The sequence below is a fragment of the Paenibacillus sp. AGC31 genome (genome assembly GCF_057334655.1).
The window spans coordinates 82263-102267 of sequence record NZ_JBHFJH010000024.1 but is presented as its reverse complement, the minus strand read 5'-3'; the positions used below and the strand labels follow the sequence as shown (position 1 = coordinate 102267).

The window sequence follows — 20005 nt, the reverse complement described above, 5'->3', positions numbered from 1 at the left end:
CGTTAGGTTTTACTTTTCTTGATTATCCCCCCAATACGATGTTTGAGGTTCGTTAGCGATACCGATTCAAGCAAGGTGAACCTCTTCGAAGCAGCGACCTATTTCCCAGCCGAGGCGAAGGGTGTCGAAGTCATCGGTTTTCGTATTTTCTTCATTCTTGAACTTACGAGAGCTTCCTGTGTAATTACGATTTTCTGCGGAATCTTGTATGAAGGCAGCTTGTCCCGACAATATTCCCAGATGGATCGCCGCAGATCGGTGAGAGTACATTCTGTAGCCAGCCGGATCGTCACCTTCACCCTCTGACCGGTGATACCGCTGTGATCGCCCGAAACTACGGCCGCTTCAATACATTCCATCTCTTCCAGAACACCCTCGACCTCGGCAGGATACACTTTCCGTCCCCCTACGTTAATGATCTCGGAACGACGGCCCAGAATACGAATGTATCCCTCTTCCAGCACAGCTTCATCACCTGTTCGCAGCCACCCATCCTCTGTAAAGGGCGATGGTGCATTCAGATATCCAATCATCGCTGTTGCTGTATGAATCTGCAATTCTCCTTCCACTACCCGGTACTTGACTCCCTCGTCTTGAATGGAAAACAGCAACGAGCCTGGCTCTTTGGAGCGGGTTGGCAGAATGCCCAGTTCAGACATGCCATAGGCTTGTATCGTCCTTAGTTGTGGAAATCTCCGGTTCCAAGCTGCCAGTACGGATTCTGGCATCACTTCCGATCCGTATGACACAACTTCAAGACTGGATAGATCATACCCCTCATCATTTCTACCCAGCAGCAACAGATTCATGAATGTTGGAGAGACCGGAAGAGCCTGCACACGAAACTTCTCAATCGTTCGGCACACTTCTTCGGGAGATCGATCCGCAATGATACACAGACAGCCCCCACTGGACAGGGATTGCAGCATGGTATTTACACCACCGATATGATCAAACATCATGAATGGAATCGTTCGCAAAGGCCGAACTTGCCGCCGAAAACCATGTAACAGCCGATCTGCACGATGCACAGTCGCTTTACTCACTCCGGTTGATCCGGATGAAAAGAGTACCAATCCCCCTACGCCATCCTGTGCCAGCGAGGATAACAATACAGGAACCTCTCCAGATAATTCACACGTTTGCCGAATGCACAACTGGCCATCCTCAATGCCCAAACGCCACTTCACCTGTGCCAGCTGGATATATTCCTGTCGTTTGGCTTCAACCAGGTACCGATCCATGGGAAGCACGATACACCCTTGTCCGAGCAAAGCAACCAATGCTGCCGCTGCATAGGGGGAATAGTCTTCCTCCAGCGTTACAAGTTGCCCAGTCAGCCCTTCTGCTGTAATCCACTTACTCATGATGCCAACCTGTTCCAGCAGCCACCGATAGCTGTACTCCTGATCTTTCCAGATCAGTGCAGGATGCTGTCCCTGTTCCGCGAATCGTTCAAGTAAGAATTGGTTCATCATCTTGCATCCTCCTCACGGTCAGGTGCCCATTGCTGTGCGAGATAATCAACAAGTGAACCTACAGTCTGATATGGGCTTTCCGGCATGGAAGCAGCAGCCATCTCCGCCAGTGCGGCTCCCATCCCCGTCCCCCATCGATCTTCGATTCCCTGCTCTACCACTGCAAGTAATGACACGAGTTCCAGCGAATCCAGTTGCCCACTTCGTCCATACAGTGGAGCGTTACCACCCTCACCAAGTGGAATCGATGTATTATGGTACGCGTTTAACTCCCGACAACTATCCAATACGATACGGAGCAAATCCTCCCTGTGTTCTTGTCCAATCATCGACACAGTCTGGCGTGGGAAGCAATCTGCCTGAGGTATGGACTGTCGAAGTGACTCATACCAGTGCCATTCATCGGTGACCAACATTTTAATTACACCTGTTAGCTGTACTTTCCACTGCTCACGCTGTTTTATTCGACTGACCTGAAGCATATTGTAGGCCTTCTCCCAACGTACGATAATTTCGCTGAATTCTCTCGCATATTGATCAAGTGGAGAACCGAGCCATAAGGCCGACTCCTGAAGAAGATCTCGAAGAAAATATCGACTCCATCGCATATCAAACAGCAGACCGGATATCAGCATTTCATTGTCCTGCTCCCCTTCACTCACCACATGCAGTGCATGTAACAGTTGCAGCGATACCGCATGTCCAAAATAATAATTGCGCTCTCCTTGTGTAATCGTCCGGCCTGTCAGAAATTCTTCAATCTGCGTTGTTAACGCCTGGATCAACATGTCTCGGTAACCGTCAGAGTCCAGCTTCACAGTCGCCCGAATGTCCATGGTGCCATACGTTCGGAGTTCTTCTTTGCGTTTGGCCTGCGCAAGCTCGGGTATGCTTTGGTTACCTTTCCAGAAGTCATGAAAGGCCCTTTGAGCAACCTTCCCCTTATACTTGGAGGGCACGGGATCGTAGACGTGAACATGCTCATCTTCCATACCATATACAGCAATCCAATGGTCTACCAGATGCAGTCGCGAGCCTTGCTTCACGTGTTTGCGAATGTACTCGGGATTCTGATAATCCTCACAATAAGGCAGGTGATAACTGGTTCCTGTAGCCAGAAAAAGCTCACCTTCGCCGATATACTGCCGGATCAGCGTCTTCCCCTCTTCTAAGCTTCCCAGCTCCCGCTGACCATACATCTCCCAGATCGGTTCTACATAATCCAGCTTGTGAAAATAAGGCTTCACCACTCCCTTATCCCCACAGGAAGGAAGGCTGTACAACCGACTTGCCGCCAGCAGTGCAAGACTTGTGATGGATCCTTGTCGATGGATCACTTCATGAATCAGAGGAAAATTGCAGGGATAATAATAGGGAATGTCCAGCACCGGAGCGAATGAGTGAATGATCATTTTTGGCCTCCTGTTCCCATTTTGGCAGACGCACTGCCCCATGACTGGATTTGGTAATCCACAGACATATCATCTGTTGCTCGAAATACCCGATTGGCAATAGGTTTGCCATCCACATCGGTCTCGAAACGACGGAAACCGCGAGTAAATCGGAAGGAGAAACCACTATCTCGCGGGACTCGGTAACTACCTTCATATCGACCTTTACCAGAACGAACAAGCTTCATGCCCATACCACCATATATCGTTTCCTCCAAGTCTTCGTCGGGAGCTACCTCTGCACGAACGCAGACCTCCACATGAGTGGACAATTCTGGAATGACAGAGTAGATGCGTGTAGCAGACAGTTCCCCCACAGTCAGCGTGATGAATGCACTTCCAATACCGACCGGAATTAACTCTCCACTCGTATTCACCTGAAGTATATTCGGGTCACTCGAAGTATAATTCCCATGCAGCAGACTCTGAACCAACCCACTCTCGTAGTGAATCTGTGCATTGATACACACGGTCATTCCACCCTGTAGTCCGATGACATCCCTTCCAAGCAGTTTGAGCGAAGAGGGCTTACCCACGTGGCCGAACATGTATATTAACGGGAGATGAACGCGTGCTCCCCAGTCACCTTCCTGATGACAGGCACCCTGCTGTTCCAGAAATGCCAATTCCTCACCCGATCTGACTCCCCGTTCAAGCAATTGATGAGCCACCCTTCTGACCTGGGAAGGCAGAAACAAACCTTCCGTATCTCCAATATCCATCCACATTCGAACGGCAGGTACTTCCTCTGGCAGACGGTACATGTTTTCTTCCAACAGTCCGTTATCCGACGTTTCGTCCAGCTGCACATCCACATAGAATGGTGACATCATGATCAGTTTTCCGAAAACATCCGGATTTCGCATCCCCATGTGCAATGTACAAAGCGCCGCGGCAGATGAACCCAACAGTCCGGTATTCGACTTGTCCGGCAGCGTACGGTAACGATGATCAATGAGCGGTTTGAGCTCATGAATGATGAAATGTTCATAGGCAATGCCTGAGCAACCCACGCTCACGGCCTCTCTCTCAGGAGCGATGAAGTGGTAGAATTCGTTGTGCGTGACTGGACGGACATGTGCAATACCAACAATAATCAGTGATTCAATCTGCCCGGAGGCAATCAGACCATCCGCTGCCTGATCCATATTCCACGTTTCATTGCCTGGCCCAGATGGACCAAAAGCCCGCTGCCCTGCATGAACGTACAGCACAGGATACTGCCGGTCTGTCTGCTCATGGTAACCTGGCGGGAGATACACATAGATGTTGCGAATATTGCCGAGCTGCGAGGCCTGAACACTTTCCAAACATTCGATGACAGAATGGGTACTCAACTGATCATCAACCGCCTTTCTTCTCCCGATTCGACTGCATCATAGACAAACAAATAACCCCGCCTCAGTAGAGACGGGGTTGTCCCAGAACATGTGAATGTCCCTGGAATACATAGCCCTTATATTGTGAATCTGCGAATAGTTTAAATCCCCGGACATGCTTTTGTAAACATAAAAATAGAAAATAAATGCTCTCAAAAAAGTTATTGACATAAGATCCAATATTTCTTACGATAGCGTTGTGATCATAACTCGAGGGCCATGCTTTTAAACCAGAGCGGTTTAGGACAACCCCGGTAACTCCCGAAGGAGATGCCGGGGTTGTTGGCGTGTCAAAAGGAGGGAAGTCTTCAATCCATTGCGTAACATCCTGTTGTATTGAAAGCGCTGTTATTCAAGAGCCAGGTTGGTTGTTTATCTAAACTACTACATTCACGAGAAGGGTGGATTACTATGTTTCAAATGGCCAAACGCGTACTCCTCAGCACAACACTGACACTCAGTTTACTTGCAGGAGGCGCACTTCCCTATCTGCCTGCTTCCGCGATCTATGCCGATGCGGATACCGCGGTTACCAACAAGCAGAACTTTAGTACAGACGTCATCTATCAGATCTTTACGGACCGCTTCCTGGACGGCAATCCTTCCAACAATCCTACCGGAGCTGCCTACGATGCCACTTGTAGTAACCTGAAGCTGTATTGTGGCGGCGACTGGCAGGGTTTGATTAACAAAATCAACGATAACTATTTTAGCGATCTGGGCGTAACGGCATTGTGGATCTCCCAACCGGTTGAAAATATCTTCGCTACCATCAACTACGGCGGCGTGATTAACACAGCGTATCATGGCTACTGGGCACGTGATTTCAAGAAGACCAATCCGTATTTCGGAACAATGGCTGACTTTCAAAATCTGATTACGACTGCTCATGCCAAAGGCATCAAGATCGTAATTGACTTTGCACCAAACCACACGTCTCCTGCCATGGAAACCGATACGTCCTTTGCTGAGAATGGCAAGTTATATGATAACGGTAATCTTGTTGGCGGATACACGAATGATACGAATGGATATTTCCATCACAACGGCGGCTCCGACTTTTCCTCCCTGGAGAATGGAATCTACAAAAACCTCTACGACCTCGCTGACCTGAATCACAACAACAATACCATTGACCAATATTTCAAAGATGCAATCAAGCTCTGGCTTGATATGGGCGTGGACGGCATTCGTGTAGATGCGGTGAAACATATGCCTCTCGGCTGGCAAAAGAGTTGGATGTCCTCCATCTATGCACATAAACCTGTATTCACCTTTGGTGAATGGTTCCTGGGATCTGCTGCATCCGATGCGGATAACACAGAATTTGCCAACGAATCCGGGATGAGCCTGCTTGATTTCCGCTTTAACTCTGCCGTACGTGATGTCTTCCGGGATAACACGTCCAATATGTATGCTCTGGATTCGATGATTACAGGCACAGCGGCAGATTACAATCAGGTGAATGATCAAGTTACGTTCATCGACAACCATGATATGGATCGGTTCAAAACAAGTGCCGTGAACAATCGTCGTCTGGAACAAGCGCTGGCCTTCACGCTGACTTCACGCGGCGTACCTGCCATCTATTATGGTACCGAGCAGTATCTGACGGGTAACGGGGACCCTGATAATCGGGCCAAAATGCCTTCCTTCTCCAAAACAACCACTGCCTTCAACGTGATCAGCAAGCTGGCCCCTCTGCGCAAATCCAATCCGGCGATTGCCTATGGCTCCACTCAGCAACGCTGGATCAATAATGATGTGTACGTCTATGAGCGCAAATTTGGCAAAAGTGTAGCTGTTGTTGCGGTGAACCGTAATCTCTCCACACCAGCAAGCATTGCGAATCTAAGCACTTCACTGCCAACAGGCAACTACACCGATGTATTGGGCGGTGCACTGAACGGTAATAACATCACTTCCACCAATGGCAACGTCTCTTCCTTCACACTGGCAGCCGGTGCAACAGCGGTATGGCAATATACAACGAGCGAGACAACCCCAACGATCGGACATGTAGGTCCGGTGATGGGCAAACCGGGTAATGTCGTTACGATTAGCGGACGCGGATTCGGTTCCACCAAAGGCACGGTATACTTCGGTACATCAGCCGTTACCGGTGCAGCCATTACATCCTGGGAAGATACACAGATTAAAGTGACGATCCCAGCTGTTGCCGCAGGCAATTATGCTGTAAAAGTAGCTGCGAATGGCGTCAACAGCAATGCGTATAACAACTTCACCATCCTTACGGGTGATCAGGTCACTGTACGATTTGTCATTAACAATGCTTCCACCACACTGGGTCAGAACATCTATCTGGCAGGTAACGTGGCAGAACTGGGCAACTGGAGTACGGGTACAACAGCTATTGGCCCTGCTTTCAATCAGGTTATCCACGCCTACCCAACTTGGTACTTTGATGTGAGCGTGCCTGCCGGGAAACAACTGGAGTTCAAATTCTTCAAGAAAAATGGTGCAACCATTACGTGGGAAGGTGGTTCCAACCACACGTTCACCACACCAACCAGCGGTACAGCGACTGTAAATGTAAACTGGCAATAGGATATTCAGTCCACAAGGTAACCCGGAGTTACGCTAACGCAGCGTATGCTCCGGGTTTTGCTGTACCTAGCGAGCTTGCTTAGATTGCTTCTATCCTCTCTCTGTTGAATGTGTACATGTGGGTTCAATTCATATCATTTTGATGTATCATACATGTCATTGATAGGTTCGGATCGACTTCAATGTTGTAGCGGCCAGAATACCTGTCGCCAGCAGTAATATGCCCACGCCTTGCAGCACAGAAGCTGCGCCCCATTGATCTGCCAATACGGAGACTACCGTCAATCCCAGAATAGGCGCTGTACTGGTGATTGTTCCAACCACGCCATAGACCCTTCCCTGCAGCTCGTCCGGAACGGCTGTCCTCAGCATAATCTGGGTGAGCATCGTACAGCAGGCGAACATCGCACCTCCGCCCACGATAAACGGCAACGCCATGATTGGTGAGGATACATTCGCCAAAATAATATAAAGCGGTCCCAACACAATCAGACCGATAAACACCCATCTCCCTCTTCGCTTCAATCGTTTTCCCGAAACAATCAGCAATGCAGAGCCAATCATGTATCCCAGCGGAATACAGGTCTCAATTAATCCAAACTGTACCGGATTTGCCTCCCATACCTTGACCGCCATCACTTGAACCAGCATCATCGCAGACATGAAAAACAAAATCAGCACGGGATTGAGCAATACGATGGATCGAATCAGACGATTCCGATAGATGTAGCCAAACGAACTGCGCCACTCCTGAGCAAACGTGGTCTGTTGACTAACGGATCGCTGCACCTCTGGAAAGCGGCCCGCCATCACTACACATACTGCAGACAACAGGAAGGTTGCCCCTGTAATTAATATGGCAACGAATCCGCCAAATGCAGCAACAGCCACTCCCGCTGCGGCTAGTCCACTGATCCGGGCAAGATTATCTACCATATGAATGGTTCCGGTTGCTTGTTGAATATGCTCCCTGCCTACCATACTTGCTACAGAGGCGTGGAATGCAGGTGCCTGAAAAAGACTTGAAAACATGGATAGCGAAAGCAACAACAGCACCACCGGGAACGGCGCATGCCAACCGAACAAGCTAATCGCAATCATTATAGCCATTACGCCCCGAAATACATCCGAGGCCAGCATCAGCTTCCTGCGATCCAATCGGTCTGCAACCGTACCCGCCACCGATCCAAACAGAAAACTGACGGCCATATTGCAGATCTGTACGGCTGCCATGCTCTTTGCACTCCCCGTGGTCTGTAACACCCACAGGCTGATCGCAATCCCATTGAAGCAATCCCCGAAGACCGAGATCCCGTAGCCGTACAATATCCTCCGAAAGGTAACATTACGCCAAAGTGTTGGTGGAGCTATAGTATTATGCAATGCAGCTTGTCCATCTTGGTATCCGATAATCTCGGGCTCACTGGACGGGTTCATGCCCATATATCACGTTCCTCCCTAATCATCATTCGAGCCCATGCAGAATCAGGCACTTCCGCTGCAGTGCCAGTCGATAAAGACATGACATCACGGAAGTGCCTGGTTAAAGTGCCGCAGGGATCGCGGCTGACTATGCTGTTATGGCACGGTATTACCCCTTCGAAGCTCCTGCCGTCAGACCCTGAACAAGGAATCGTTGCAGGAAAACGAACAGCAGTGTAATTGGAATCGCGATCAGTACCGCACCCGCAGCGAACATCGTAAAGTTACTGTCCTGATAACGGTTGACCAGATCCCACATACCCACCGCAAGCGTCCAGTTCTCCTTTGTCCGCAGCACCAGCCGGGCGAAGATAAAGTCCATCCATGCACCCGTGAAACTGGTTAGTGCCACATAAGTCAGCATCGGCTTGGATAAAGGCAGGATGATGCTGGTGAATACCCGCAGGTGACTTGCACCATCCATGCGGGCCGCTTCATCCAGACTGCGGGGAATCGTATCAAAGAAACCTTTGACGATAAATCCGCCCAGTACCGCCCCTGAAGAATAGACCAGGATGAGCGCAGCGTGGGTGTCGAGCAATTTAATTTGCAGCAAAATGATATAGATGGCAATCATGCTCATGAAACTCGGGAACATGCCGAGGATTAGCATGGTGGAGAGAATCGTTTTACGTCCACGGAAGCGGAAGCGGGACAAGGCATACATCCCAAGTGTCACCATCAACGTGGAGAAGATCATCGTGAAAAAGGCAATTTTCAGCGTGTTCATATACCATCTGCCGTACATAAAGGACGGGTTATTGAACAGCTCCCCGTAATGGGTCAACGTGAAAGCTTCCGGCCATAACCGTTCACTGAACAATGCCGCACCAGGTCTCAGGGAAGAGAGAAAGATCCAGAGTACCGGATAGATGGAGACAACGGCGATGATCAGCAACAGCACATAACTCAGGGCCAAACGCAGCGGATTATTACGTGTCTTCATTGAATCATGTCCTCCTCCTTGAATGATTTGGAGCGGCGGAAGTTCCAGATAGAGAATGAAGCGATAATGAGGAAGATGATAATGCCTACCGCTGAAGCCATGTTGAATTTGTTATTGTCGAGCGTGAGCTTGTAGAGCCAGGTCACCAGCAGGTCCGTTGCCCCTGCGTATTGATAGTCTCCCCGCAGTGGATTTCCATTGGTCAGCAGGAAGATGACGTTGAAGTTGTTGAAGTTCCCGGCGAATTGCATGATGAGTACCGGGGTTGTGGCAAAAAGAATGAACGGCATGGTAATGATCCGGAATTTCTGAAACGCAGATGCTCCGTCCACTTCGGCAGCCTCGTAGAGATCACGAGGGATGGCTGTCAATACACCCAGAATCAGCACCATACTGACCGGAATACCAATCCACATGTTGACAACAATGACGGTGACTTTAGCCCAGAACGGATCTGTCAGCCAGGGTAATCCCTCCAGCCCAAATGCTCTCATGTACGTATTGATCGGACCAAACTGACCATTGAACAGATTACGCATGAGCAGCAAGGAGATGATCTGTGGGATCGCATAAGGCAAAATAAAAATCGTCCGCCACAGCTTTTTGAAGCGTATGCCACGCTGTTCAATCAACAGTGCTACTAACACGCCGCCAAAATAGGTGGTGACTGTCGCCAAGATGGCCCAGATGACCGTCCAGGTCAGAACGCCGTAGAATGTCTGACTCCAGGATTTCAGCTGGATCAGATCACTGAACGTCTTGAAGCCTACCCAGTCCACGAGTTTTGCTGGCGGAATATGATCCGGGGCCGAATAGTTGGTAAACGCGATCGTGATCGTAAACAGGATGGGCATAACGGTGAAGAAAAGAATGCCCAGGGCCGGGATGGACAGGAACAGATACGGAAAGTTTTTGTCCATCATGTTCCGAAGCGATGCCGCTGCGCCTAGGGTCTGTTTGCCTTCCTCCCTCGCAAGCCCCGTGACGTACGCATCCCGAATATTCAAGATGTAGATTAAGATAAACACAAAAAACACCAGCAGTACGATAATGCCATCAAGCAGCAAAAAGATGGAATGGTCTCCCCTTTGAAGTACAGTGGACCCATTCACTTTGACAAAACGCTGTGTATTTTCCCCCAGTGTCCATATGCCCCATACGGCCTGTGACAGGCGAGGAAGCAGGTACGCAAGCCCTGCTCCCTCCAGTAACAGTAGACAAATCCCCTTAATCCATTGTCGATTGTACAGCTGTCCAAGACCTTGCAGTATGATGGAACATATGGCCGCTGTCATCCGATGCTGTCTTTCCGTGTTCGGTCCAACAGGCACCGGGACATGCTGCTGTTGCATTCGCTCTCTCCTCCCCGCCTATTGCTAACCTGCATACATTGAACAAAAGTGTACTTACACTGACCACTCCGATGACAGAATAAGCTTCCGATCGCTGTTATCCCCAGATTTTTTTCGATCCCTTTTCCAAAAGGGAAAATCCGGTGATAAAGGCGCACGTTTTACTTCTTCATCTTTCTTCTGTCCTCTACGTTTTTGTGTAAATATGAAGTTCAATTTATGCAGCTCTTATGCATATCTTCGCATTCGTCGTTCGTCCTTATTGGACGGTTGCAAGGCTTTCCTGGATCTGTTTCACGGCGTTATCCAGTGATGCCTTCACGTCCTTTTCGGTATCCCATATATCCGTAATGGCCGAAGTGATCGGTCCCCATACGCTGTCCATGGCAGGAAGCGAAGGCATTGGAGTTGAGTTGTTGAACTGTTCCAGGAACGCCTTGTTGATTGAGTCCTCTTGCAACTTCGGATCAGCAGCTACGTTTTTGTTCGCAGGAAGTGTACCGTTCAGGTCAAAGTTCTCCATCTGGGCCTCTTCATTGGAAAGGAACGCTGCCAATAGCTTCGACGCATTCGGATATTGCGTAAATGCATTCACATAATAGGCTTTAACGCCTGAGAAGGAGGTCATCGGTTTGCCATCAATTGCCGGAAGCGGAGCAACGCCAAAATCAATACCTGCATTGCGATAATCGGCAATGGTCCACGGACCATTAATGTCCATAGCGAGTTTTCCGCTGGAGAATAATCCTTTTTTGATATCATAGTTCACGTCACCCATCTTAAGCGGCAGCACCTCCGACTTCAGCGTCTGCAGGAACTGTCCACCCTTCTGGGCTCCTTCGTTATTCAGACCGAGATCCGCGCTGTCCATTCCGTTGTCTCCAAAAATATAACCGCCCTGTGAAGCCAGGAATGCATAGTTATAATAAAACTGCTGCAATTCCCACATCAGTGCGTACTGATTGGACTTCACATTATTGAACGTCTTGGCGAAACTGATAATCTCATCAAAGTTTTTCGGAGCTTCCGGATAGAGTGCCTTGTTATAGAAAAGGGCGTAGGTCTCCACGCTGTACGGATAGCCGTACAGGATATCCTTGAACGTCACTGCCTTCAGCGCGTTGTCGCTGGTGTTCTCTACGGTTTCTGCTTCGAATATGTCATTGGGCAGAATAAGTCCCGCCTCTGAAGCGCTACCAATCTTATCATGCGGGAAAACAACAACATCTGCCGCCAGACCCGCTGGGCCATCCGTCGTCAGCTTGGTTACCTGATCGGTTGGAGGTAATTCCTCCATTTTGACCGTTACCCCATATTTTTCTTCGAATTTTTTGACCCTTTGTTCAATAAAGCTGCTTTGATTTTTATCCTCCCAGATCACCAGGGTCGCCCCTTCTTCCGGTTGAAGGTTCTCGGCTGTCAGCTCTACAACTTCCTCCGGATTCTCACCTGCCGTTGTTGGAGATGGACTTCCGCCTCCAGCCCCGCACGCAGCCAGTGTAAAAGCCATCATGACGGACAATGTTGCCCCTTGCCATTTTCTCATGTAAAATGTCCCCTTCCCTCTGCTTGGTCCAACAAAGTTCGCGCTTTTCACCCTTTTGTCTGCGTATGTTGTCAGGTTCTGCACCCCATATCCCCTTTTGTACAAACGTTTGCTCAAATGGAAGACAAGATGACCTCTCCGTTCAATATGTAGGGGTAAAAAAGTCAAGAAGTATGTAAATCCACTGATGTAAGCGCTACAATAACAATCACATCATACAATAACAAACTTTATTTGCACAAACGTTTGCACAAGCCATATTTGCTCAATTTCAACCATTTTTTTTCTTCTACCTACAGTAATTTCCTGTTTCCTTGTTCTGACTCTTTCTTCCTTAATATTACTTCATGAGTATCCCTTACTCGGCAGTTAGCAATTGATTTCTCGTATCCTTTGGATTACCATAGGAGAATATTTATACGATTGTTCAGAAGGGATTTTTTACATGATTACGATCAAGGATATTGCCAAATTGGCGGGTGTTTCCCCTTCTACAGTGTCACGGGTGATTTCCAACCATCCCAGAATCAGCACCAAGACATCTCTCAAAGTGAAGCAAATCATGAAAGAATTAAACTACCATCCCAACATCATCGCGAAGAGCCTGGTTTCCAAAACAACACATACCCTTGGGATTATGCTTCCGCGTCCTGCAGAAGAGTTGTTTCAGAATTACTTTTTCGGGGAACTGCTGCGAGGTATTATTACACATGCCACCCGTATGAATTATGAATTGCTGCTAACAACCGAAACATCATCAGACAATGAACTGCATGCAATATCACGCCTTGTTCATGGCCGTAGAGTGGATGGCATTCTACTGCTTGGGTCCAAACGAGACGATCCCATCATTTCTTTTTTGGAAGCGGAAAAGTTTCCTTTTGTGTTAATCGGTCGCAGTGAAGCTCATCCAAATGCCCCCATGGTGGATAACAATAATGTGCAGACCGCTTATGATGCGACTCATCATCTGATCGCTCAGGGCCATACCCGAATCGGATTTGTCAGCGGTCCTCCGGACATTACGTTATCGCATGATCGTATGTTAGGATACCAAAAAGCGCTTGCCCACGCCGGGCTGGATGCGGATAGTGACTGGATTGTGGAAGGTGAATTTCTGCAGGAAAGTGGATTTAGAGCGATGTCGCTGTTCATGTCCTTGCCGGACAGACCCACCGCAATTGTTGTCATCGATGACAATGTGGCCTTCGGGGTATTGAGGGCTCTTGCGGAGCTTCATTATCTGGTGCCTGAAGATATCAGTGTGGTCAGTTTTAACAATATTGCATTATCGGAACTGGCTTCTCCACCCCTAAGCTCTATCGACATCGGGACTTATCAGCTTGGTTATACAGCCGTTCAGGTACTGTTAAAAATTCTTAGTGGGGAACCACAGCTTCATAATCCGGTCATTATCCCCCATCGTCTGATCGTGCGCGAATCCTCACTCTTTTCCAAGCCAAAGCCACCCTTAGATTGATTCATTTCGAGTATTCGCGTAGTAATGCAAACGTTTGTCCTACACGGAATATGATGCTGTTATCCACCGTACGTAGGTGCATAGGTGCAAAAAAGAAGCCGCATATACACATGCGGCTTCCTTAATTCACACACTATTTCCGTACTCCATGCTTGTCTGCGCTTGAATGGATTAGTAAGAGCTCCACCCAGCATCTGCTGTAACGACAGTTCCATTCACGAAGCTGGACTCGTCAGATCCAAGGAACAAAGCCACTTTGGCGATCTCTTCGCTCGTCCCGATGCGTGGGTTAATTGCCATCCCAAGCTGTTGCCGCCCTGCACCGAAATGGCTAATACCTGTCATGGAAGAGCTGATATTGGTTGCCACAGCGCCTGGAGCGATTGCATTACAGCGAATGCCTTGCTCAGCATACATATAGCCTGTATTTTTGGTGAAGCCCACAACCGCATGTTTGGACGCCGTATAGGCTGCCCCTGCACGTCCGCCGTGTAGGCCCCCTGCCGAAGCAATATTCACGATGATACCTTTTTGTTTTTCCAGGAAAATCGGCAATACTTTACGTGTTGTCCGCATCACACTGGTTGTGTTCACAGCGAACAATCTCTCCCACTTCTCATCCGTTACATCTGCTGCCGGCTCCATGCCATCCATAATTCCCGCATTGTTAACCAGAATATCTACTGTACCGTATGTGCTAACTGTCGTATCGATCAGATTTTGCACATCTTCTTCTTTGGCTACATTGGCCAGAACGACAATTGCTTCTCCGCCCCGTGCTTTAATATCATTAACTACCGCTTGTGCGGACTCTTCGTTAATATCCGATACGACGACTTTCGCGCCTTCTTGAGCATACAACGTGGCAATTGCTTTCCCCATACCTGAACCAGCACCTGTAACAACTGCAACTTTATCTTGAAGTTTCATTCCATGTATCCTCCTTTGTGTATTCGTTTACAATAAGTTAACAAACAAATGTTCATTAACTCTTATCCTTAGTATAATAAGTCATAGCGTTTTACTTCAATCAGTAAAAGCTTGCCCAGTTGTACGTTAAACAACACTATTAAGCCCGAATGTACTTTAATTAATAAAGTGAACTCGCGAGGAGGTAAATAGATGTCTGAAACTATGAATTCGATGGACCGAAGAATTAAAAAATCAAAAGCTGCACTGAAGGATGCACTCATCCATTTGATGCAAAAACATCCCTTTAAAGAAATTTCGATTACGGATATTGTGCAGCGTGCCGACCTGAATCGGGGAACTTTCTACAGGCACTATCAGTACAAAGAAGACCTGTTCAACGAAATCATCAATGATGTGATTCAGGATCTGGTGACTTCTTTTCGTAAACCCTATCAGGATGAGGAAGAGTTCCAAGTCAATCTGATGCCCTCTTCGGCGATCACTATATTTGAGCATGTGCACCAACATGCACAATTCTACACATTGGTTGTAAAATCTGAGGCCTCCTCCAACTTCCAGCGTATGATCTGTGATGTTCTTCGGGATCTGGCCTTACAGGATCTGAACCACATCTTCCCGCAGCACATCAACCATGAAATATTGGCAAGTTACCAATCTCATGCGATATTCGGCATGATCATGGAGTGGATCAGACAGGATTTCAAACACAGCCCCGCTTACATGGCCGAGGAGTTGTTCAAGATCATCCATTACAAGCCGGATAATGTCGTGTTGAGAAACTGAGATTCTGAATTGTCTTACTTCCCTATAGCAGGGTGATTGAGAGTGATTTAAGAAAGATTCACCACCAAAATTATGTAAATGCATTCCTGTAATTTCTAGTAATGATATGTTAGGTTATCCAATGGAATACAAACAAAAGGAGGATGACATTACATTTGAAGAAGTCGTGGATTATATCATTGATTACCAGTTTTGTTTTGCTTGGCGGAGTGCTTCTCTCTCCAGCCACTTCTGCTGATGCAGCCAAAGTAGCAACCTCTACATATTCAGATCAGAGTTATAGTGAAGATGATTATTTGCACGAAGAACTTATGGACGAATTAGAATTAGATGATGCCGAACAGGAGCTCACTAAAGATCAAAAGGAATTCGAAAAATACCTTGAACAAATATCTCGTCTGGTACCTTATGAGAATAAAGCAATCGACACGTTGGGTAGTGTGGGAGGTGAGGTGAATTCAACCAATCGCAAGTCCATGTACCTCAAACTTACGAATACGGTGATCCCTAATTATACAAAAACGGTCTCCATGTTAAAACAAATCAAACCTTCCAATCCTGAACTTAAGAAAATACATGCCTATTATGTCAAGGGAAGCTACCTTCAGCTGGAAGGATACTTGTTGTACAAACAAGCCGTTTCCAAAAACAAAGTGAATTCTAAGATACTGCAACAAGGTCGTGCCAAAGTACGTGCGGCTGGCGTTCTCCTCGACCAATACGAGCAACAGATATACCCTTATGCACGGAATATCGGGTATGACAGTTAGTACCAATCTTCATAAATCCAAAAAGCGACCATTCCCCATGCTTAATGAGGAACGGTCGCTTTTTCTAATTATAAAAGAAGATAACCAATCTAATACGCAAAATTATTTTTTTCTTCTAAAATTACAGCCCCAGTTTCTGCCCTTTCTCCAACCGCTGAATCTGCTGCTCTCCGGTATCCGCAAGTTCACGGAACTGGTTAATCGTCTCGCGCATTCTTGGCAGAGCTTCCTGCTTATAAAGACTGATTGAATCGAGTGCTGACAACACATCGGTAAACGCCTGTTTCATCGTATCCACGGAGATGCTGGCTTCATATGCCTGCTTCTGAATGGCAATCCCCTGATCTTTGAGCATCTTGGATGTTCCGGCGATCAGATCGTTGGTTGTCTGGTTCAGCAACTCAATCTTCTGCAATACAATCTTCTGATTATACAAAGCACTCGCTACTGTAACGGCAATCTTCAATGCCGAGATCGTTACATTCTTCGCCCGGTCTACGCCTCGGATCAGTTCCTTGTTGTTGCGGATCACTACTTCGATCGCCATGATGCCCTGCTGGTTCACAACCAACATCTGTTGCAGGTCCATCACACGCTGACGGAGCGGGAACAGCACTTCTTCCGTAATAAAACGAACTTTCTCGGGGTCTTCATTGCGGACCTTGGCCGCTTCAATCTGGCCATCGATGGATTCATCCATGAGTACACCAAGTTGGATTTCCTTTTGCAATCGTTTGGTGAGTTCCCGTAGATTCTGCTGTTCAATCTCCAGCGTTGTATTATCGTTACGCAGGGTAGATCTGCCTTTATCCAAAGAGGTTACGATGTCAGCGATGACTGCGTCAGCCTTCTGGTATTTCAGGAAATAGGCGCGAAGCGGATTAAACAATTTCCCGAGGAAACCGGTCTTGGCAAAGTCGACCACGCTTGGGTCGAGATCCTTCAATTGCATATGCAGCTCGGTCAAACCTTTGGCGACCTGACCGCCCTCGTCTCCCGTCTTGGACAGATGTCCAACGGAGACTTGAAGCAAGGCGTTTTTCTCAGAAGAGGATCTCATCGTGTTCATGCCAAAGCCGTCAATGGATTGCAAAATCTCTTTGCGTTTCTCCAGGGATTCGAGATCCAGTGTCATGATCATCTCTACGTTGGCATTTGCCACTTGTTGAAGCTCCGCGACCTCGGCGGGCACGGGTTTCATCTCTTCCTCAATGACCTTCTGAATTTCCTTCTGGCTCGGTATTTCCATTGAAAATGACATCTACAGTTCCCCCTTTAAATTTACATCTGTACGTTAAACAGGTTTCCGATCTTGTATACGACATCGTCGGTATCGGCATTGATGCTTGCAGCCTCGTTAATGCTGGAGATGCTCTCCAAAGCCTTGATGTCCGCATTGTATCCAATCGTATAGATCGGCACTTTGTACGTCTCGACCAGATCCCGGATATCCTTCAGGGTATGACCTTCGTTGGTCTCACCATCACTCAGGACAAAAATCAACGGCTTCACGTTTGGATTAGCAGCCATATAATCTTCCAGCATCTTCATTGCCACTACGATCCCATCAAAAGTCGCCGTACCGCCACCAGCTTGCAGACTATCGACTGTTCCGACAAACATGGACTGCTGGTTCGTATCATACTTGGCAATTGGCAGATTCACAGTTACCCCGCTAGAGTAAGAAACCAATCCAATACTGTTCTCTGTGCCCAGATACTTCTGACCTTTGCGCAAAGACTCCTTCAGTCGGTTAAGCGGCTCGCCGTCCATACTTCCGGACACGTCTGTCACGAACACGGCAGCAATAGGTTTACTGCCATTCTTCTTCTCTTTCCAGACTTTCTGCGCGGACAGCAACGTACCGCCATCCACGGTAGCCAATTCGGATTTGTAATCCTGCAAACCGTTGAAACCAAATTCTTCCGCCGATTGTTGGTACTTCGCCTGGGTTACGAATTCCGCAAACTTCTGGATAATCTCCTGTTTGTTCTGCGGCAATTGTCCCAATGCATACAACGGGCTATCATGTCTCACACCAAATGGTGTAAAGACGTATCCACTCTTCAGATCAGCGGTATTCACATACGTCTGGTATTCGAGTACAAAGGCATCCAGTCTGCCTGACTTGGCAGCTTCCCGCATCTGAATCGTTGTTGAGGCTGTAAACGGTACATTCGTCTGGAATTTTTCAAACCCTTCAATGGCCTTCTCGCCAAGCGGGTTGGCGCTGTCATACGTATTCAGTGCAGTCACCAGGAAATTAAGTCCTGTGGAGCTGGCAAATGGATCGGTATATCCCATCGCGAGTTCATTGTTGGCAATGGCTTCGGTTACGGTTTTTACATTAACGGAACCGTACGTATCAACCAGTGCATCATATTTGGCTTTGGAGATGACAATACCCGGAACATTCCCAACCAATCGCTCGGATACCATCTCCGTCTTCACCCCACTAGCCTCAACCATCTCGCCCCACAGTTCATTGGAAGGTGTGAATGCATCCGGCATATACTTACCAGACTTGATATAATCGGTGGCCGTACCAGAGGCAATGTTGCGAATTTTGACCGACACCTGTTTGCCACCAATGGTAATATTAGCTTTGTTGAACTCCTCGCCCACTTCGGTTAACCAGCCGTCTACCCCGCTGCCCGACTTCTCTGTGGAAGAAAAGATTTCGACGTAATCATTTGTTGTATTCTCTACAGCAATTGCGAATTTGGAGATATCCGGCAGTGATTCTGCCACATCGACCGGGTCGAGATCAATCTGTCCTTTGACCGGTTCCGCCGTCGCTGGCGCAATGTCCGCGTACAGTTTCCCCAGTTCCTTACCTGCATTCTCTGTGCTCACCTGTGTGGTTGACTTGCCAAAGTTCGATGTTAGTGTAATTCCTGCATAGACCAGACCAAATACGAGTACCAGCATCACGATTGATATGAAAAAAAACTTTCCCTTCTTGGCCATACGAGCAACCCCTCACTGTCTGTATAATTTGGTGTGCTTGATTAACTGATCAATCTCCTGCATACAAGGCATCTGTTCAATATCTCCGGCTTCAAAGCTGTCGAGGCGTGAAATCTCCAGTAACAACTGATCGAGCTTGAGCAAGATTTCCTCATTGGTGTGTAATGCATTTTTCACATAAGACAGATAATCGTTGTATACCTTGGTTTTTTCCTGAAAAAGCTTCTGGGGAAGTGTTGAGGATTTGGATTTCATCATGTTGGCATAGTCAGCTTCATCAAATACATTCAATCGGTTCAGCACACTGCGGATGTTCAGGTACAACAGCTTCTCCACTTCCAGTGTGACCGAAGCAAATTTCTTGTAGCTCAGTTCTCCTGGATCAAACCGTTGATGAAGCACATTCAGGAGGGTTTCTTTTTTCTTTTTCATTCGACTAAGTTGGGACAGCCCCAGCGTAATATCTTCTTCGAGAACTTTAATGCGCCTATAAAAAGATAAGGCTTCCACATAATCTTCATGCGTTTCAATATGCTTCACAGGCAGGACTACCGGTTGTCTGAACAGCAAGGTGTAACTCCCATATAGGAGTGCCATTGCACTGCCGAACAGAAGGGTAACGGATAGTGCAGTTGTGAATGCACCCTCATCGAAGTTCAGCCCGATGAAGCCGGGTGAGAATGCCAGAACATTCACAGCCACAATACAGAGGATTAATCCGAACAATTTTATGTACTTGATCATGTTCAATCATCCGACCTCCTTTCATGTTATATATTGGTGCTTGATGTCGTAATTTTCCTGTTCAACTTATTCTTATTGTACATGATGTTAACGCTCTCAGGTGGATATGATTGGATATTTGGA

At 47.6% G+C, this 20005-nt stretch carries 15 protein-coding genes; 4 read left to right on the top strand and 11 right to left on the bottom strand.

Annotated features, from left to right (window positions below):
• Window positions 1-98: 98 nt before the first annotated feature.
• The 3 genes from ACE04G_RS08260 to ACE04G_RS08250 are packed head-to-tail and all read right to left on the bottom strand — an operon-like array spanning window position 99 to window position 4266.
• Window positions 99-1478: an ANL family adenylate-forming protein gene (locus ACE04G_RS08260; RefSeq protein ID WP_339182244.1), complete on the bottom strand. Its 1380-nt coding sequence runs from the start codon at window positions 1476-1478 to the stop codon at window positions 99-101.
• Window positions 1475-2890 (bottom strand): cysteine peptidase family C39 domain-containing protein, encoded by a 1416-nt coding sequence (locus ACE04G_RS08255; protein ID WP_449005207.1) that lies wholly within the window; start codon window positions 2888-2890, stop codon window positions 1475-1477. Before ACE04G_RS08255 ends, ACE04G_RS08260 begins: the two co-directional genes overlap by 4 nt.
• Window positions 2887-4266, bottom strand: a complete 1380-nt coding sequence (locus tag ACE04G_RS08250) for an alpha/beta hydrolase (protein WP_449005206.1) — start codon at window positions 4264-4266, stop codon at window positions 2887-2889. The genes ACE04G_RS08255 and ACE04G_RS08250 overlap by 4 nt, the downstream gene beginning before the upstream one ends.
• A gap of 453 nt (window positions 4267-4719) precedes the next feature.
• On the opposite strand from ACE04G_RS08250, the gene ACE04G_RS08245 reads away from it, so the two are divergent.
• Window positions 4720-6876, top strand: coding sequence for an alpha-amylase family glycosyl hydrolase (locus ACE04G_RS08245; RefSeq protein WP_449005205.1), 2157 nt, complete (start codon window positions 4720-4722; stop codon window positions 6874-6876).
• A gap of 156 nt (window positions 6877-7032) precedes the next feature.
• Here the strand turns inward: ACE04G_RS08245 and ACE04G_RS08240 are convergent, their stop codons facing one another.
• From ACE04G_RS08240 to ACE04G_RS08225, 4 genes are all read right to left on the bottom strand, one after another.
• The gene (locus ACE04G_RS08240) at window positions 7033-8319 is read right to left on the bottom strand and encodes an MFS transporter (RefSeq protein WP_449005204.1); all 1287 of its coding nucleotides are present in this window, start codon (window positions 8317-8319) and stop codon (window positions 7033-7035) included.
• Between the two features lie 148 nt (window positions 8320-8467).
• On the bottom strand, window positions 8468-9304 hold the full coding sequence (locus tag ACE04G_RS08235) for a sugar ABC transporter permease (protein WP_017690474.1): 837 nt from the start codon (window positions 9302-9304) through the stop codon (window positions 8468-8470).
• A complete protein-coding gene (locus ACE04G_RS08230; RefSeq protein WP_336758888.1) occupies window positions 9301-10656 on the bottom strand; it encodes a sugar ABC transporter permease in 1356 nt (451 codons plus the stop codon). Before ACE04G_RS08230 ends, ACE04G_RS08235 begins: the two co-directional genes overlap by 4 nt.
• A 259-nt stretch (window positions 10657-10915) precedes the next feature.
• On the bottom strand, window positions 10916-12202 hold the full coding sequence (locus tag ACE04G_RS08225) for a sugar ABC transporter substrate-binding protein (RefSeq protein WP_221818861.1): 1287 nt from the start codon (window positions 12200-12202) through the stop codon (window positions 10916-10918).
• Between the two features lie 445 nt (window positions 12203-12647).
• Here ACE04G_RS08225 and ACE04G_RS08220 point away from each other — a divergent pair, with 445 nt between their 5' ends.
• Window positions 12648-13682, top strand: a complete 1035-nt coding sequence (locus ACE04G_RS08220) for a LacI family DNA-binding transcriptional regulator (protein ID WP_449005203.1) — start codon at window positions 12648-12650, stop codon at window positions 13680-13682.
• 171 nt (window positions 13683-13853) lie between these two features.
• Here ACE04G_RS08220 and ACE04G_RS08215 read toward each other — a convergent pair whose 3' ends face one another.
• The gene (locus ACE04G_RS08215; protein ID WP_339182225.1) at window positions 13854-14612 is read right to left on the bottom strand and encodes an SDR family oxidoreductase; all 759 of its coding nucleotides are present in this window, start codon (window positions 14610-14612) and stop codon (window positions 13854-13856) included.
• 192 nt (window positions 14613-14804) lie between these two features.
• Here ACE04G_RS08215 and ACE04G_RS08210 point away from each other — a divergent pair, with 192 nt between their 5' ends.
• Together ACE04G_RS08210 and ACE04G_RS08205 are read left to right on the top strand one after the other, a co-directional pair.
• The gene (locus ACE04G_RS08210) at window positions 14805-15398 is read left to right on the top strand and encodes a TetR/AcrR family transcriptional regulator (RefSeq protein ID WP_237176837.1); all 594 of its coding nucleotides are present in this window, start codon (window positions 14805-14807) and stop codon (window positions 15396-15398) included.
• Between the two features lie 143 nt (window positions 15399-15541).
• Window positions 15542-16168, top strand: coding sequence for a hypothetical protein (locus ACE04G_RS08205; protein WP_449005202.1), 627 nt, complete (start codon window positions 15542-15544; stop codon window positions 16166-16168).
• A 121-nt stretch (window positions 16169-16289) separates the two neighbouring features.
• Here ACE04G_RS08205 and ACE04G_RS08200 read toward each other — a convergent pair whose 3' ends face one another.
• From ACE04G_RS08200 to ACE04G_RS08190, 3 genes are read right to left on the bottom strand one after another with little or no spacing between them, the layout of a single operon-like run.
• Window positions 16290-17429: a toxic anion resistance protein gene (locus ACE04G_RS08200; RefSeq protein ID WP_449005201.1), complete on the bottom strand. Its 1140-nt coding sequence runs from the start codon at window positions 17427-17429 to the stop codon at window positions 16290-16292.
• 20 nt (window positions 17430-17449) lie between these two features.
• Window positions 17450-19138 (bottom strand): vWA domain-containing protein, encoded by a 1689-nt coding sequence (locus ACE04G_RS08195; protein ID WP_221818857.1) that lies wholly within the window; start codon window positions 19136-19138, stop codon window positions 17450-17452.
• A gap of 12 nt (window positions 19139-19150) precedes the next feature.
• Entirely contained in the window at window positions 19151-19882 is a 732-nt protein-coding gene (locus tag ACE04G_RS08190; RefSeq protein WP_313771416.1) for a hypothetical protein, read from the bottom strand.
• Window positions 19883-20005: the final 123 nt, after the last annotated feature.